At 60.2% G+C, this 15,360-nt stretch carries 12 protein-coding genes; 8 read left to right on the top strand and 4 right to left on the bottom strand.

All coding sequences use genetic code 11. The annotated features are described in order from the left end of the window. The first annotated feature begins 18 nt into the window (after positions 1 to 18). From DY926_RS00780 to DY926_RS00760, 5 genes are all read left to right on the top strand, one after another. The gene (locus DY926_RS00780) at positions 19 to 1,488 is read left to right on the top strand and encodes an aldehyde dehydrogenase family protein (protein WP_241502977.1); all 1,470 of its coding nucleotides are present in this window, start codon (positions 19 to 21) and stop codon (positions 1,486 to 1,488) included. Further along, complete coding sequence (locus DY926_RS00775) at positions 1,461 to 1,982, top strand: (2Fe-2S)-binding protein (RefSeq protein WP_116701633.1); 522 nt, start codon at positions 1,461 to 1,463, stop codon at positions 1,980 to 1,982. The genes DY926_RS00780 and DY926_RS00775 overlap by 28 nt, the downstream gene beginning before the upstream one ends. Before the next feature lie 39 nt (positions 1,983 to 2,021). Next, on the top strand, positions 2,022 to 3,143 hold the full coding sequence (locus DY926_RS00770) for a BMP family ABC transporter substrate-binding protein (protein ID WP_408886019.1): 1,122 nt from the start codon (positions 2,022 to 2,024) through the stop codon (positions 3,141 to 3,143). 188 nt (positions 3,144 to 3,331) lie between these two features. After that, positions 3,332 to 4,789 carry an FAD-dependent monooxygenase gene (locus tag DY926_RS00765; RefSeq protein WP_116701667.1) on the top strand — a complete coding sequence of 486 codons (1,458 nt, stop codon included), beginning with the start codon at positions 3,332 to 3,334 and terminating at the stop codon, positions 4,787 to 4,789. Between the two features lie 167 nt (positions 4,790 to 4,956). After that, on the top strand, positions 4,957 to 5,715 hold the full coding sequence (locus DY926_RS00760; RefSeq protein WP_116701632.1) for a 3-oxoacyl-ACP reductase family protein: 759 nt from the start codon (positions 4,957 to 4,959) through the stop codon (positions 5,713 to 5,715). 372 nt (positions 5,716 to 6,087) lie between these two features. Here DY926_RS00760 and DY926_RS00755 read toward each other — a convergent pair whose 3' ends face one another. The 3 genes from DY926_RS00755 to DY926_RS00745 form a co-directional block, all read right to left on the bottom strand. Beyond that, on the bottom strand, positions 6,088 to 6,888 hold the full coding sequence (locus DY926_RS00755; RefSeq protein ID WP_116701631.1) for a family 1 encapsulin nanocompartment shell protein: 801 nt from the start codon (positions 6,886 to 6,888) through the stop codon (positions 6,088 to 6,090). Position 6,889: 1 nt separating this feature from the next. Beyond that, positions 6,890 to 7,924 carry a Dyp-type peroxidase gene (locus tag DY926_RS00750; protein WP_116701630.1) on the bottom strand — a complete coding sequence of 345 codons (1,035 nt, stop codon included), beginning with the start codon at positions 7,922 to 7,924 and terminating at the stop codon, positions 6,890 to 6,892. A gap of 658 nt (positions 7,925 to 8,582) precedes the next feature. After that, positions 8,583 to 9,767, bottom strand: coding sequence for a zinc-dependent alcohol dehydrogenase (locus DY926_RS00745; RefSeq protein WP_116701629.1), 1,185 nt, complete (start codon positions 9,765 to 9,767; stop codon positions 8,583 to 8,585). Positions 9,768 to 10,354: 587 nt separating this feature from the next. Between DY926_RS00745 and DY926_RS00740 the strand changes: the two genes are divergently transcribed. Genes DY926_RS00740 through DY926_RS00730 form a run of 3 tightly spaced genes read left to right on the top strand, consistent with a single transcriptional unit; the run spans position 10,355 to position 12,946 of the window. Further along, a complete protein-coding gene (locus tag DY926_RS00740; protein WP_116701628.1) occupies positions 10,355 to 11,788 on the top strand; it encodes a cytochrome ubiquinol oxidase subunit I in 1,434 nt (477 codons plus the stop codon). A 2-nt stretch (positions 11,789 to 11,790) separates the two neighbouring features. Beyond that, positions 11,791 to 12,810 carry a cytochrome d ubiquinol oxidase subunit II gene (gene cydB, locus DY926_RS00735; protein ID WP_116701627.1) on the top strand — a complete coding sequence of 340 codons (1,020 nt, stop codon included), beginning with the start codon at positions 11,791 to 11,793 and terminating at the stop codon, positions 12,808 to 12,810. Further along, the gene (locus DY926_RS00730) at positions 12,797 to 12,946 is read left to right on the top strand and encodes a DUF2474 family protein (protein ID WP_116701626.1); all 150 of its coding nucleotides are present in this window, start codon (positions 12,797 to 12,799) and stop codon (positions 12,944 to 12,946) included. The genes cydB and DY926_RS00730 overlap by 14 nt, the downstream gene beginning before the upstream one ends. A 48-nt stretch (positions 12,947 to 12,994) precedes the next feature. Here the strand turns inward: DY926_RS00730 and DY926_RS00725 are convergent. Further along, on the bottom strand, positions 12,995 to 15,360 hold a 2,366-nt coding region (locus DY926_RS00725), incomplete at its 5' end, for a TonB-dependent receptor (RefSeq protein ID WP_196778554.1).

Genomic DNA, 15,360 nt, shown 5'->3' with positions numbered 1-15,360 from the left:
CACCCGGTTATCCCGCCCGTGGCTAGCGCCTTCCTGCACCCCCGCCGCCATGGCCTGCTGATTGGCGGTGAATGGCGCGCGCCGGTGGCAGGGGAATGGTTTGAAACGCGCGACCCCGCCAGTGGCGAAGTGCTGGCGGAAGTCGCGTCCGGCACGGCGGCGGATATTGATGCGGCGGTAATGGCAGCCCGCGCCGCGTTCAACACCGGCCCATGGCATGGCATGACCGGCATGCAGCGCGGGCGTATCCTGTGGCGCATCGCCGACCTGATCGAACAGCACCTGGAGGAACTGGCGGTGCTGGAAACGCTGGATAACGGCAAGCCGGTCGCCGCCAGCCGCAGGGGGGACATTCCGGCCGCAGCGGGGCAGTTCCGCTATTATGCCGGGCTGGCCCCGCGGATCGAGGGTACGTACATCCCCACCAACATCGCCTACCAGCCTGCAGGCAGGCGCATGTTCGCCCATGCCCGGCGTGAACCGATCGGGGTGGTTGGTGCCATCTGCCCATGGAACTCGCCACTGGTCATGGCGGCGATGAAGCTTGCCCCGGCCCTTGCCGCCGGGTGCTGCGTGGTGCTCAAGCCAGCCGAGGAAACACCGCTTACGGCACTCCGGCTGGGGGAGATCATGATGGAGGCGGGGCTGCCCCCCGGCGTGGTCAATATCGTAACGGGCGACGGACCGGATGCGGGTGCCGCGCTGGCTAGCCACCCGGGCGTGGACAAGATCAGCTTTACCGGGTCAACCGAGGTCGGCCGCCGGATCATCGCAGCGGCCATGCCCGACATGAAGAAGCTGACGCTGGAACTGGGCGGCAAGTCGCCCATGCTGGTCATGGCGGATGCGGATATGGGGCTGGCGGTGCCCGGCGTGGCGCGCGGCATCTTTTCCAATGCCGGGCAGGTCTGTGTGGCGGGCTCGCGCATTTACGTCCATCGCAGCCGCTATGACGAACTGGTGGAAGGGCTGTGCCAGCAGGCGAAATCCATGCGGATGGGGCACGGGCTGGAAGGCACGACCGAGATCGGCCCGCTCATCAACACCACCCAGGCGGAACGGGTGGCCGAGTTCATAAGCGGCGGCAGGACGGAGGGCGCACAGGTTCTGGCGGGCGGCCAGCGCAGGGATGCGGCCTTTTTCGAGCCAACCGTCATAGCAGGCGCACGGCCGGAAATGCGCATCATGCGCGAGGAGATTTTCGGACCCGTCGCCATGATCACGCCCTTTGACACGTGGGAGGAGGCGATCACCGCCGCCAACGACACGCGCTACGGGCTGGCGGCCAGCGTATGGACACAGGACATATCGGTCAGCGAGCGCACCGTCTCGGCCATTCGCGCGGGCACGGTGTGGGTGAACTGCCACAGCTATTTTTCCCCCGACCTGCCCAAGGGCGGGCGCGGGCTGTCCGGCTGGGGCGTGGAAAACGGCACGCAGGGGCTGGATAACTACATGGAATGGAAGACGGTATGCGCCGTGACATGACAGCCACCATGGAGGTCAACGGGCGCGCCTGCCCGGTTGCGCCCCTTTCGCCCACGCTGGGGGCCGCGCCCACCCTGCTTGATGTCCTGCGTGAGCAGGTGGGGGACATGAGCGTCAAGCCAGGCTGCCGCGTGGGGCGGTGCGGGGGCTGCATGGTCCTGCTGGACGGGCAGGCCATCAATGCCTGCCTGCTGCCGGCCTACAGGGCGGCGGGACGCTCGGTCATTACCGCCGCGGGCATCGAAATGCTGCCGGAGGGCGCGATTGTCCGTGAGGAACTGGTGCAGGGCAATGCATTCCAGTGCGGCTACTGCGCGCCGGGCTTTGTCATCGCCATCACCGCACTCATGCGCGAGACGGGCGGCCATGTAGGCCGTGCGCAGATCCGCGCGGCCATGAGCGGCAACCTGTGCCGGTGCACCGGATATGCCTCCATCGAACGTGCCGTACTGCGGATTGCCCGCCGCGTCGCCGCCATACCCGCCGGGGGCTGACGCCACGACTGCCATCAAAGCCATGCAGGAGGATACAGGGTGACATCACACCATGACCGGTCCCGACGGAATGCGCATCTGGGGCGGCGCGGCTTCCTGCAGGCGGCCGCATTGGCGGGGTTTGCCCCCGGCCTTCTGCCCGCGCGGGCGCATGCCGCCGCCCTGCCACCGGTCAGGGAAGCCGATGCCCTGGTCGCCTTTGGCCATGTCGGCCCGGTGAGTGATGGCGGGTGGACCACGCTGCATCATCAGGCCATGCAGAAGCTGCGGGCTGAATTTCCCGCACTCCAGACCATGTATGTGGAAGACATTCCCTATTCCGCCGATGCGGAGCGGATTTTCCGCCATTTCGTGGCGGAGGGCGCGCAGATGGTCTTCGCCACGTCCTCTTACGGTGATTTCCTGCGTGATGTATCGGACCGTGCGCCGGAAGTGGCCTTTATGGAATGTGACGGGCGCAATCCCGGCCCCAATCTGGGATGGTACTATCTGGCGCACTGGTATCCAAGCTATGTGATTGGTGTTGCGGCGGGGCTGCTGAGCCGCTCGGGCCGTCTGGGTTATATCGCGTCCTTTCCGTTGCCCTCATGTTATGCCGGGGCCAATGCCACGCTGATGGGCGCGCGGAGCGTGAACCCGCGGGCCACGGTTCAGGTCATGTCCATCAATGCATGGTTCGACCCGCAGGCTGCCACGCAGGCAGCGCAGGCGCTTGTAAGCGCGGGGTGCGATTTCCTGTGCGGGATCATGGATGAACCGGCCTACCTGCGCGTTGCCGAGCAGGAGGGCGTATGGGCGGCAATGTGGAACAGCGACATGCGCCGCTTCGGCCCGGACCATTATGTCAGTTCGGTAGTGGCGGATTTCAGCCATTTCTATGTGGAGCAGGTCAGGGCACGGCTGAACGGTACATGGACACCGGGGGAATTCCTGCTGCCTCTTGGTGGCGGGGTGGACCGTGATGCGTGGGGCCGGAACGTGCCCATATCCGTCCAGCAGCAGGCCGATGCCGTACGGGCGCGCATAATTGGCGGCTGGCAGCCATTTACCGGGCCGTTATATGACAATCATGGCCAGTTGCGTCTGGCGGCGGGCCAGTCACTGGCGGATACGGCCATCTATAACTGGAACTGGGCCGTGGAGGGCGTAACCGGCCTGTGAACGGGGTTTCCCCGTGGGGCTGGAAGTCACTGCAGGGAGGGCGATGTTCTTGCGGCTGCCCCCGTCCGGCAGTGCATCGCGCAGCATCAGCCATTTCGTCTGGCCTGGAACGGGGCGAACAGGTCCGGCGTTAAACCGGCGGCATCTGCCCCGGTGGCGGGGTGGTTCTTTTCCTGCGGGCGAAAATCATGTCGAACCCTGTTCTTGTTGTCGGTGCGGGGCCTGTCGGGCTGACCATGGCTGCCGAACTGGCGCGGTATCGTGTGCCTGTCAGGCTGATCGACAGGATGCCCGCGCGCACCGATCAGTCCCGGGCCCTTGCTGTCTGGTCGCGCACGCTTGAACTGCTCGGGGTGGCGGGATGTGCCGATGCCTTCGTGGCTGCGGGCCTGCATGCAAAGGCCGTTGGGATTCATGCCGGTGGCAAGATCCTTGCCCGCGTCACGTTCGACGGGATTGCCTCGCCATTCAACTACCTGCTCATGATCCCGCAATCGGAAACCGAACGCCTGCTGGAAGACCACTTTCGGAGCCTTGGGGGGCAGGTCGAACGCGGCACCGAACTGACAGGCTTTGTTGATGGCGGGCACAGTGTTTCATGCACCCTGAAACATGCCGGGGGCGAAAGCGAAACCGTGGAGGCCGCGTGGCTTATCGGCTGCGACGGTGCCCATTCCACGGTCCGCCGCATGCTTGGCCTGCAATTTGAGGGCGATACCCTGCCAACCGGCTTCATCGTCGCGGATGTGCATGTCACGGGCCTTACCATGCCGCCGGATGAACTGGCGATTTTCTGGCACCCGGAGGGGGCTGTCATGTTCTTTCCGGTCATGCCGGGCCGGTACCGTATCATTGCCGATATAGGCTCTGCGGCATTGCACGTGCCGGACCTGAAGGAAGTGCAGGCAATCGTGGACCGGCGCGGGCCGGGCGGGGTTATCCTGTCCGATCCGGTCTGGCTGTCGGATTTCGGTGTCAATGAACGCACGGTCCGGGACTATCGTGCGGGGCGGGTGTTTCTTGCGGGGGATGCGGCGCATGTCCATAGCCCGGCGGGCGGGCAGGGCATGAATATGGGCATGCAGGATGCCTTTAACCTTGCGTGGAAGCTGGCGCTTGTCATCCGGCAGGAGGCCTGCCCGGCCCTGCTGGACAGTTACGGCATCGAACGCCGCGCGGTTGCCCGGCAGATACTGGCACAATCCGGTCGTATGACCCGAATTGTCCTGCTGGCCAGCCCCCTGGCGCAACGGCTGCGTGGTTTTGTCGTGCGGGATCTTTTTAAGATACCGGAGGTCCGTCGTGCCGTTGCCAACCGGCTATCCGGCATCATGATCGCGTATCCTGACAGCCCCCTCAATATGGGTTGCGCAACAGGGCTGCGCGGTGCGTGGCCGGGGCAACGGTTTGATGCCGATTTTACCATTGGTGCAGGCAGGCTGCCACGTTTTACACTGGTCGCCACCGATGATGCCGAAGCACAGGCCATGATCGCACGCCATTCCGCCCTGCTGGAACCTGAAATCAGACAGCCGCTGGATGGAAAGGGCATATGGCTGGTACGTCCCGATGGCTACGTTGCGGCGACTGCGCGAAGCGGCAACTGGCCGGTGATCGAAAAAGCCCTGATGCGGATAGCCGTATGAAACCGGAACGTGCCGCCATGTAAAGCCGGTCCAAGAAAACGGGTTATCCGCCCTGTCTTTGTAGGTTCAGTGTGTGGGCCAGCCGGGAGCACTGTGCATCATTCGACATGCTCAGGGCAGACAGTATGGTAGCCATTCCTGTTGTGAACGAGGCGGAGGTATAAAGCATGGGGTTAGATACAGGAACGCATGCCGATAATACACTTACAAACCGTGTTGCGATCGTAACCGGCGCGTCGCGCGGGATTGGCCGGGCCGTAGCATGCGCGCTTGCGCGTGAAGGCGTGCATGTGGCCGTCAATTACCATGAGAACGCAGCGGCAGCGCATGAGGTCTGTAAGCAAATCGAAGCCATCGGTACCCGGGCTGTCGCGATCCGTGCCGATGTGGGTGACGCGGCGCAGGTTTCCACCCTGGTCGATCAGGCGACCGATGCCTTGGGAGAGGTTGCAATTCTGGTCAATAACGCCGGAATTTCTCGCCATGCACCGCTGGACCAGATTACGGTTCAGGACTGGGATGACCTGCTGCGCACCAACCTGACATCGGCATTTCTGATGACACAGGCCGTTCTCCCAGCAATGCGCAGGGCAGGGTGGGGGCGGATCATCAACATGTCCTCCATCGCCGCGCAGACAGGCGGCGTGATCGGCCCGCATTATGCGGCCTCCAAGGCCGGGATGCTGGGGCTGACCCATTCCTATGCAAAGCTTCTGTCGCATGAGGGCATTACAGTAAACGCGGTCGCACCGGCCCTGATTGAAAGCGACATGATCGCGCATAATCCAGCGATCCGGCCCGGCATGATCCCGATCGGACGATTTGGTACTGCCGATGAAGTTGCGGATATGACGGTTGCGACGATCCGTAATGGTTACGTTACGGGGCAGACAATAAATCTTAATGGTGGGTGGTATATGAGTTGAGTAGGGCAGGGAGGATATGGGGGAAGCAGGTAATATGGTGTCTGACTGACGTAGGTATTATTACAATAATATTTTAATTTTTAATTCCCATTAAGTAGATATATTTTTAAATGTAGATATTTGTCATATAATTTATTTCGGGACATGTAATATTAAAATACTTAAACAAGTATATATTGTTGCTGATTATTTTGATCGTGATTTGTATATTATTTTTAGATTTGTAAATAATATACTACGATCTGAACTGAGATATATTTTTGATATTTAAGCTCCATATCACCATGACTGATTGACCAGATTATGTGTTTTTCTGGTCAATCTTCATGATGATATGGACGTAACGGCTCCGCCAGTTAGCAATGCCGTGGTTTATGTGGCGTCAATGGCGACGGTTGCTTCGCTTGTCAGGACACGGAACACGAAGCTTTCTTCCAGATACAGTTCGACTGTATCGGTCGTATGGCTCAGGTAGCCGATCGAGAAGTCCTGCCCGATATCAAGCACGAGATCACCACCGCGCATGCTCACGACGAATGCACCCTCGATCGCGGGCGCCCAGATGAGCTTGCCGTCAATCATGCTCTCGATGTGCTTGCGAACGGGATAGCCGTCATCATCGCCGCTGCTGATGGTCTGGTAGGCCTGCGCACCCAGAACAATGGAGTAAGGCCCGTTCACACCCGCCAGTCGCAGCTCGGCCAGCGCATCGGCAATGACGCGCGGGTAGTCCTTTGCGGAGGACGGAAGCTTCAGGTGGATATTGGAACTGGCCGCCCGGATACCCTGGATTCCGGCGGCGGTGTAGCCATCGAAAATGGCCCGGTCTTCAGCAAACGCGATTTTCTTCGCGGCATGCTTGACTGGCTCCCAGTCGGAATCCTTGGAGCCGCGATCCACCGCATCAATTTCGTTGCGGGAAAGCGTGAAGGGAACACGCAGTTCGATGGCGGGCAGGATCTCACGTTTTACAACACGGATGCCATCACCCGGCGCCTCGATCTCGCTACCGCGCCCGGTTCCCACGCCTGACAGCGCCAGCCCCTGCGGGCCGGACGTATCGACAATGCGGCGGCCGGCCAGATGGCGGCGGATGGTGCGTGTGGCTTCTTCTTCAATCTCGGCCCAGGCTGCGCTGGAAATGGGGGCGAGATGACGGTGAAGATTGTTCATATCACGATTCCTCTTTCAATGAGCCGATACCCAGAGAGGTATCGCTGCGTGATGTCGTGGCTTCGGAGGGCCGCCCGGCGGTATCGGTTGCGGGCACGGGGGCGGCCATGTCCGGCGCGCCGTCCAGAAAATCAGTGGTCGGGATGAAGAACAGCACACCGGTGACGGCGGTGCTGACATCCAGCAGCCGGTCGTAATTGCCCGGTGGCTTGCCAACAAACATGTTCTGCAACATCTGTTCCGTCCGCGCGGGGGAGCAGGCATAGCCGATGAAATACGTGCCGAATTCGCCCTTGCCGACCTCGCCAAACGGCATGTTGTCGCGGACGATCTGGAGCTGCTCGCCGTTTTCCTCAATCGTTGTCAGCACGTTATGGGCATAACTTTTCTTGACGGAATCGGCCTGCTCGATGTCGGAAAGCTTCTTGCGGCCGATAATGTCTTCCTGTGTCTCGGTCGGGATGGCATTCCATTTTTTCAGGTCATGCAGGTATTTCTGGACAATGACATAGCTGCCGCCTGAGAAATCCGGGTCTTCGTCACCGATGATCGTGCAATCGGTGGCCGCCTGACCGGACGGGTTCTCGGTCCCGTCCACAAAGCCAAGCAGGTCGCGCGCATCGAAATACTTGAACCCGTGGACCTCATCAATAACCGTCGCCGCACCCTCCAGGCGTGAGACGATGGCCGTGGCGAGTTCGAAACACAGGTCCATGCGGGTGGCGCGGATGTGGAACAGGAGATCACCGGGGGTGGAAGGCGCATGGTGAACGCCGTTTATTTCCCTGAACGGATGCAGTTCCTTCGGGCGGGGACCATCAAAAAGAATGTCCCAGGCCGATGACCCGATCCCGGTCACGCAGGACAGGCGTCCGTCCGGAATACGGAAACCGACGCCACGCACGAGCGAGGAAATGTCGCCCAGCAGATCACGAACCTGTGTGCCGAGGGTGGTGGGATTACCTTCATCCAGAGTGAGAACAAGGAACATTGCCGCCTGGGTGAGCTTGGTATCAACGGGTTGAGGCGTAGCCAATGTAAGAAAACTCCTTTCACAACTCTGAAACGTCTGATGACACTGAGCGGGCAAGGGAAGACTGCCTGACGAACCGTTCCAAGGTATTACAGCATAACAATTAGTGTGGGAATACAGTTATCATTATAGCCTGTGTGCATATTGATATAATCAGGGGTTATCAGACAAAAGATCACAAGTTGATATATCAATAAATGTAGAATATGGTAAATGACGCCTACCTGTTTTAGGGTAAGGAATCATAGCCAGAACAGGGCGGTATTTGCAAGGCGGGTGGCGGTGAAGCAGGTCGCCGGGCCGCTGTTATGACTGACAGGTCCGAACGTGGATCATCATCCCTGCGCGGGTTCGTGCCCATATCCCGATTGGCCAGCAACCATCGCAGCGTGACAGACAATGGATACGGAAATGCACGCCCGGAATGGGTAGCTTATGCAAAAGGTTGTCCGCTGATCTATTGAGGGGATGGCTGAACGCAACCACGTTCCGCCCCGGGCAATCCCGGGGCTTCGTGCGTCTATGTCAGGCATTCGCCCGCGTGTTCGTCATCTACACGGGCCGGTTCAATATGGCTGGCGCTAAACGTAAGGACCGAATTTCAGGGGTGGCCGCTACGGGGCTGGTTGAGGGACAAACCGGCCCCCGGTGTTTCCCGGCTTCAGTTTCCATGCGGATGAAAGACGACCTTGGTGCAGTGGTCTTTCTTGTCCCTGAATTTCTCATACAGGGCCGGACCGTCTTCAAGATTTGCGGAGCGGTGACTGATGACGAAGGACGGGTCGATCTCCCCGTTCCGGATACGCTCCAGCAGGGGAGCAAGATATTTCTGCGTATTGGTCTGGCCTGTGCGTAAGGTCAGGCCCTTGTTCATGAGGACGCCGATCATGACCGGACCCAGCGCACCGGCATAGACACCCGGCATGGACACGATCCCGCCCGGCCGACAGCCGAGAAGGGCCTGATTGAGGGCGAAAGGCCGCTCCAGCGTTGTGGCGGACAGCACGGCGGAGCCGAGTTTCTGCATCATGGTGTCCGCGCCATGTGCTTCCATCCCGACGGCTTCGATCACCGCGTCAGGGCCGTGGCCGCCTGTCATGTCCACAAGTGTTTCCTGAATGTTCTGGGTGCGGAAATCTATGGTTTCAGCCCCGCCCGCACGGGCCATTTCCAGTCGTTCGGGCACTTCATCTATGGCGATGACACGCTTTGCACCTAGCAGGAAACACGACCGGATCGCCATCTGTCCCACCGGCCCACAGCCCCATACGGCGATGGTTTTTTCAGCTTCCGGTGTAATTTCGCAGTTTTCAGCAGCCTGATAGCCTGTCGGGAAAATATCGGAGAGGAACAGGACCTGTTCATCCGCCATCCCTTCAGGAATCACGATTGGCCCGATATCGGCATAGGGAACGCGCAGGTATTCTGCCTGACCACCCGCAAAGCCGCCCGTAATATGGGAATAGCCAAACAGGCCGGCCAGCGGATAGCCGAATGTTTCGGCCTGCTGGCGTCCGTTGGGGTTTGTCCGCTCGCAGCAGCTCCAGTTGCCCCATTTACACTGTCGGCACGCGCCGCAGGAAATGGTGAAGGGAACGACAATACGGTCCCCGACCGACAGGCGGGTATTGTCCCTCCCGACCTCGACCACTTCGCCCATCGTTTCATGGCCAAGAATATCGCCGCGCTGCATGGTCGGCATCATGCCGTCCATCAGATGGAGGTCGGAGCCGCAGATGGCGCAGGCGGTTACCTTGATGATGACGTCATGGCCATCATGGATAACAGGATCAGGCACGCTCTCGCATGTGATCTTGCCCTTTTTCTGCCAGGTCAGTGCTTTCATGGGAGGTCATCCTGCTTCGTGTGGATACGAAAACAGACGCGCGCCCCGGGCCATGGTTTTTCGGGAATCTTCGCGGGGTGGCTTTTCCCTGAGATGAGGCGCGCCGGGGAAAGTGGCTGATCCCTGTATTGAACCATGAAGGCAAATGACTTCCGGGGAGGTGGATAGATGCTCCGGCGTATCTGGTATTTCCTGCGGCTAGGGCAGGAAGCATGACAACCCTGTCCATGCCCACGGGATCATGGCCAATGTCAGCAGCATTATCGTCATGAACGATCGTGTTGCAGTCGCAAAATTGCCCGGAAACGGTTGCTGGCCTGCTGACGTTATCCTTGCTGCGTATGCAAGGAATGAACGGGTGGCACAGGACGATCCTGCGCCCGTCAGGTTCTGCCCGCACACGTAATACGTGGCGGATAATGGAAATATTAACGGGTTTACAGCAGGTCTGCCCTGACCGTTCCGGCCCGATGCACGGAGTGCAGGAATGATTTCGCAAGGTATCCGGCAGAAATAATCCTGACTGCCAGTTCATGAACTCGGTTTGCGGTGACTGCGGCGTCCCTACGATTTTCTGGAAGGTTTCAATGCAACCAGCCCATGATATTGCGTTGCTTCTGGCACGCTTTCAGTTCGCCTTCACCGTGGGCGTCCATATCGTCTTTCCCGCCTTTTCCATCGGGCTGGCGGCCTATCTGGCGGTGCTGGAAGGGCTGTGGCTGAAAACCGACCGCGCGGTCTATCTTGACCTGTACCGCTACTGGATCAAGGTGTTCTCCATCGTCTTCGGTATGGGTGTCGTGTCGGGGCTGGTCATGTCGTATGAATTCGGCACGAACTGGTCCGTCTTCTCCCGCAGGGCAGGGCCCATTACCGGCGTGCTCCTGTCCTATGAAGTCATGACCGCCTTTTTTCTTGAGGCAGGCTTCCTTGGCGTCATGCTGTTCGGCATGAACCGGGTCGGGCGCGGGCTGCACTTTGCCGCCACGTGCTGCGTATCGGTCGGCACCCTGATTTCCATGACATGGATACTGGCGTCGAATTCATGGATGCAGACGCCACGGGGCTACATGATCGAGCCCGGCACGGGGCGCTTCATTCCGGCGGACTGGCTGGCCATTATCTTCAACCCGTCCTTTCCGTTCCGGCTTGTGCATATGGGGCTGGCGGCGTTCCTGTCCGTCGCCTTTATCGTAGGGGCAACCGGGGCGTGGCACCTGCTCAAAGCCCGGCGCGAGGGACGGCAGGCCAGCGGTCCGGTGCGGGTCATGTTTTCCATGGCCATGTGGATGGCGGCACTTGTCGCGCCGTTGCAGGTCCTTGCAGGTGATGCCCACGGGCTGAATACCCTGAAATACCAGCCGGTCAAGATTGCGGCGATGGAGGGGGATTGGGAGTCAAAGGGCCGCGCCCCCGAACTGCTGTTCGGCATCCCCAACATGCGGACCGAGCATACGGATTACGCCATCGGGATTCCGCTGGTCGGTTCGCTGATCCTGACGCACAGCCCCGATGGCAGGGTGCCGGGCATGAAGGATTTTCCCCCTGACCAGCGACCACCATCCTACGTTATTTTCTTTTCCTTCCGCATCATGGTCGCGCTGGCGATGCTGATGGTCCTTGTTGGGTTCTGGTCGCTCTGGCTCCGGCGCAGGGGTACCCTGTTCAGCAGTCCGGGGTTTCATCGGGTGGCCGTGTGCATGGCGCCTGCGGGCTTCATCGCATTGCTGTGCGGCTGGGTTACGACCGAGGTGGGCCGCCAGCCATGGACCGTCTATGGCCTGCTGCGCACATCCGACAGCATCTCGCCACTGGCGCTGTCCAACATGGCGCTGAGCATGACGGTGTTTGTTGTGGTGTATGTGATCGTGTTCGGGTCGGGCATGGGCATTATCGCCCGCCTTCTGGCGCGCGCGCCGCAGGAAGGTGAACACCAGACCAGACCCTCACACGCACCCGACATTATGGCGACCAGTACGCACCCCCGGGTCATTGACCCGTCTTCCGATCAGGGAACCTGAACATGATGGATTTTGCATACTGGCTCCCGATTGTCTGGGCCGTCATTCTGGTCGCCGCGATCTCGATCTATGTCGTCCTTGACGGCTTTGACCTTGGCATCGGGATGCTGTTCGCGCTGGAACGCCACGAGGGGCGTCGGGACGTAATGGTCAACACCATCGCACCCGTGTGGGATGGCAACGAGACATGGATGGTGCTGGGTGGCGCCACGCTCTATGGCGTGTTTCCGGGGGCCTATTCCACGCTGCTGCCAGCGTTCTACCTGCCGATCGTGTTCATGCTGGTGGCGCTGATCTTTCGGGGCGTTGCTTTTGAATTCCGTATCATGACGCGGGGCACGGGCCGTGAAAAATTGTGGGATTTCGGATTTATGGCGGGTTCGGGCATCGCAGCCTTCTGCCAGGGCGCGATCCTTGGGGGTGTTGTTCAGGGCATCAGGGTGGTGGATGGTGCGTTTGCCGGGGGCTCGCTTGACTGGCTGACGCCATTCAGCGTGCTGTGCGGCCTCTCGGTCATGTGTGGTTATGCCCTGCTGGGCGCTACATGGCTGGTCTGGCGCACGACCGATGTGCTCGAAGCCGCATGCCGGAAATGGGCCGTCTGGCTGGCTGCCGGGCTGTTTGCGTGCATCGTGGCCGTCAGTTTCTGGACACCGCTGCTACATGCGCCCTATCTGCGCCGCTGGACCGAATGGCCCAACATCGTGGCCGTGGCCCCCGTACCCGTGCTGGTGGTCGTGCTGGGGGGCCTGCTGGCCATGGGCCTGCGCCGTGGCCACACCCGCGTCCCGTTCCTGTGCGCGCTGGGGTGGTTCTTCCTGTGCCTTTCTGGTCTTGGCATTACGGTCTGGCCTTATGCCGTGCCACCCGGGCTTACGCTGTGGGATGTCTCCTCGCCGCCATCCAGCCAGTTCTTCCAGCTTGTTGGCACGGCGGTCCTGCTGCCGATCATCCTGACCTATACGGTTTATTCCTATCGCGTGTTTCGCGGAAAGGTAACGCAGGCCGATGGCTATCATTGAAATCGTGCAGGGCAACGGGGAGGGCGCGCCCCGGCGCCTTGGCGTGCGGATCGGCTGGTTTGTCGCCATCTGGGCGTTCAGTGCGGCCACGTTTTTTGCCGTGGCCGCACTGGTTCATCTGGTCGTGCCCAAATGACCTGATCGCACCCTGTTGTATCCGCCGGGCGGAGTGCCAGCCTCCATGCTACATCCGGTAACTGAACTCGCCACCGAACATGGCGGGATCGCCAAGCTGGCCATAGAATACGGCACCGGCGGCAAGGGGTGTCATGGTAATGAAATACCGCTTGTCCAGCATGTTATGCCCCCAGAAACTGAGATCCCATTTGCCGGATTCAGGGCGGATGCCGATATGGCCGTCAAGCAGCCCGTAGGGCCGGATGCGTGTATAGTTGGATTCGGATGCATCGGCATAATAGCTGCTGCGATAGGTGTAATCAGCCCCGACAAAGAAGACGAGCTGCCGCCAGAACCCTCCGGGCATGTTGCTGATGTTCCTGAGCCGTGTGGTATATTCCAGCCCTGCGGACAGGTTCCACCGTGAATTCAACGGAATCTGGTTGCCTGTCAGGCTGTACAGTCCCTTCACGTTGGAAGATTCAAGCGGGTGGGACGCGTTGTTGAAGGAGGCAAAGAAAGCATCGGTATAGGATGCTGACAGGCGGCCCTCAAGCCCCGGCAGGATCGTACCGCGTGTCTCAAGCTCGAAACCACGGGATACGACATGCTTTGCGTTTGTCAGGTATGAAATCGTGGTGCCGGCTGAAGTGTAGTAGGCGGCACTGGTAATGTAGTCATGCACGTTGTTCCAGAACGCATCGAAATTGACCACAAGCCGCCGGTTGAAAAATGCGTTCTTGCTCCCGACCTCGAACATGTCGTCAATTTCCGGTTTCACATTCGGGTTGGCACCCTGGGCAATATTCAGGCTGACCAGGTTGATGCCGCCATTCCTGAGCCCCCGGCTATAGGTCGCATAGACAAGGTTCGTGTCAGAAGGACGGTACACAAGGCTTGCCGTACCGCTGGGTTCATTTTCCCGGTGCGCGGCGTGATAGGATGTTGCCGCCCCCAGCACGCCTGCCGCAAGTGATGGATTGGCGGAATTCACGATGGTTGACGTATAGCTGCCGGACTTCGTGACAAAGGAATAGCGGAACCCGCCTTCCAGCGAGAGTTTTGACGTAATGTCGTACCGCGCCCGAACATAGCCCGCGAGGTCGTTGGTGATCGGGTTATCCGATGATGTGAACAGCGCCCCGTTATAGGCGGCATTGTACTCGGCAGGTGACATGCCATAGCCGTAATACTTCGCACCTTGGGCAGATATCTGCCAGCGCGTGTAATCGGGCACTTCCTCATACATATAGAACGCACCAGCCGACACGCGGAAACGGCGTCCTTCCGGGGATGAAATCCTGATTTCTTCGGTGGCGTGCTGTTCATAGACCTGATTGTTGCCCGCCGTCAGTGTCCGCAGGCCCGGCGTAGTGCCCAGACCGCCGGAAAAACCGTTATGCGGGTACCAGAACCATGCGTGCCACGCCGCAATATTTTGCAGCTTCCACCCGTGGGACAGGCGATAGGTCACGTCCAGCGAGACACCGTACGTTTCCTGATCCACCGCCTGCCCACCAGTGGCGGGCAGCGCCACCAGCATGTCACGCACGCCATGCGCCGGTAACGGTTCGGCACCGGCAAAGGCGGCGCGCTGCCAGTAAGTCCCAACTACCGGCGCACCGTTGGCATATTGCGTCAGCGCCGTGGAAAAGGGCGTGACGCAGCAGCTTTCGCGCAGATGTGAGTAATCAGCGATCAGCCGCAGGGTCAGCCTGTCGGTGGGTACCGCCAGTATCTGCCCCTTTACGCCAAGGTCGTGATAATCCTGATAGTCACGGCCGGTCGTGACGTTTTTGACGTAACCATCATGATTGATCGAAAAGCCTGAAAGGCTGTAGGCGACCTTGTCACTATTGCCGATCGGGCCTGTGGCCCGCAGCCGGACATTGGCGGTATTGTAACTGCCATAATCGCCCGTGACGGAGTAGCCACGCGTGAAGGACGGCGCCAGCGTGGTGATGTTGATCGCGCCGCCATCGTTATCCACGCCGCCGCGTGTTGCCTGTGGGCCCTTGAGGACCTCCATGCCCGACAGGTCGCTGATATCCCCCAGCACCGCGCCGGGGCGTGTCTGGTACACGCCGTCGATATAGACAGCCGTGCCATTTTCCAGCCCGTCCTGCGCGCTGGAACTGAAATTGCCAAGGCCGCGCACGTTGATGGCCGTGTTGCGCGGATTTGTGACCTGAAGCGAGACTGCGGGCAGGAGCTTTACGGCCTGCTGGATGTTGGTGATCTGGTGCGATTGCAGGTCGTGCTCGGTAATGGTCGTGACCGCAACGGGATCGTTCTGCCGCAGGAGAATCTGCCGCCGGGACAGCGTGCGCGTGGCGGTAACTTTCAGTTGCTCGGGATGGGTGGCCATCACGGGGGCAGGGTGGGCCGTGGGGGCGCTGGTCCCGACCGATCTGGTGGGGTGCCGGGCGTGGT

Source organism: Komagataeibacter melaceti (genome assembly GCF_003403295.1).
In the GTDB taxonomy this organism is placed as follows: domain Bacteria; phylum Pseudomonadota; class Alphaproteobacteria; order Acetobacterales; family Acetobacteraceae; genus Komagataeibacter; species Komagataeibacter melaceti.
The sequence above is the reverse complement of the archived record's forward strand: the minus strand, read 5'-3'. Positions and strand labels throughout refer to the sequence as shown.

Bases quoted from the DNA above. Each gene is read 5' to 3' on its own strand.
- DY926_RS00775 (WP_116701633.1), top strand. From the start codon at position 1,461: ATGGAAGACGGTATGCGCCGTGACATGACAGCCACCATGGAGGTCAAC.
- DY926_RS00765 (WP_116701667.1), top strand. From the start codon at position 3,332: ATGTCGAACCCTGTTCTTGTTGTCGGTGCGGGGCCTGTCGGGCTGACC.
- DY926_RS00760 (WP_116701632.1), top strand. From the start codon at position 4,957: ATGGGGTTAGATACAGGAACGCATGCCGATAATACACTTACAAACCGT.
- DY926_RS00755 (WP_116701631.1), bottom strand. From the start codon at position 6,888: ATGAACAATCTTCACCGTCATCTCGCCCCCATTTCCAGCGCAGCCTGG.
- DY926_RS00745 (WP_116701629.1), bottom strand. From the start codon at position 9,767: ATGAAAGCACTGACCTGGCAGAAAAAGGGCAAGATCACATGCGAGAGC.
- DY926_RS00740 (WP_116701628.1), top strand. From the start codon at position 10,355: ATGCAACCAGCCCATGATATTGCGTTGCTTCTGGCACGCTTTCAGTTC.
- cydB (WP_116701627.1), top strand. From the start codon at position 11,791: ATGATGGATTTTGCATACTGGCTCCCGATTGTCTGGGCCGTCATTCTG.
- DY926_RS00730 (WP_116701626.1), top strand. From the start codon at position 12,797: ATGGCTATCATTGAAATCGTGCAGGGCAACGGGGAGGGCGCGCCCCGG.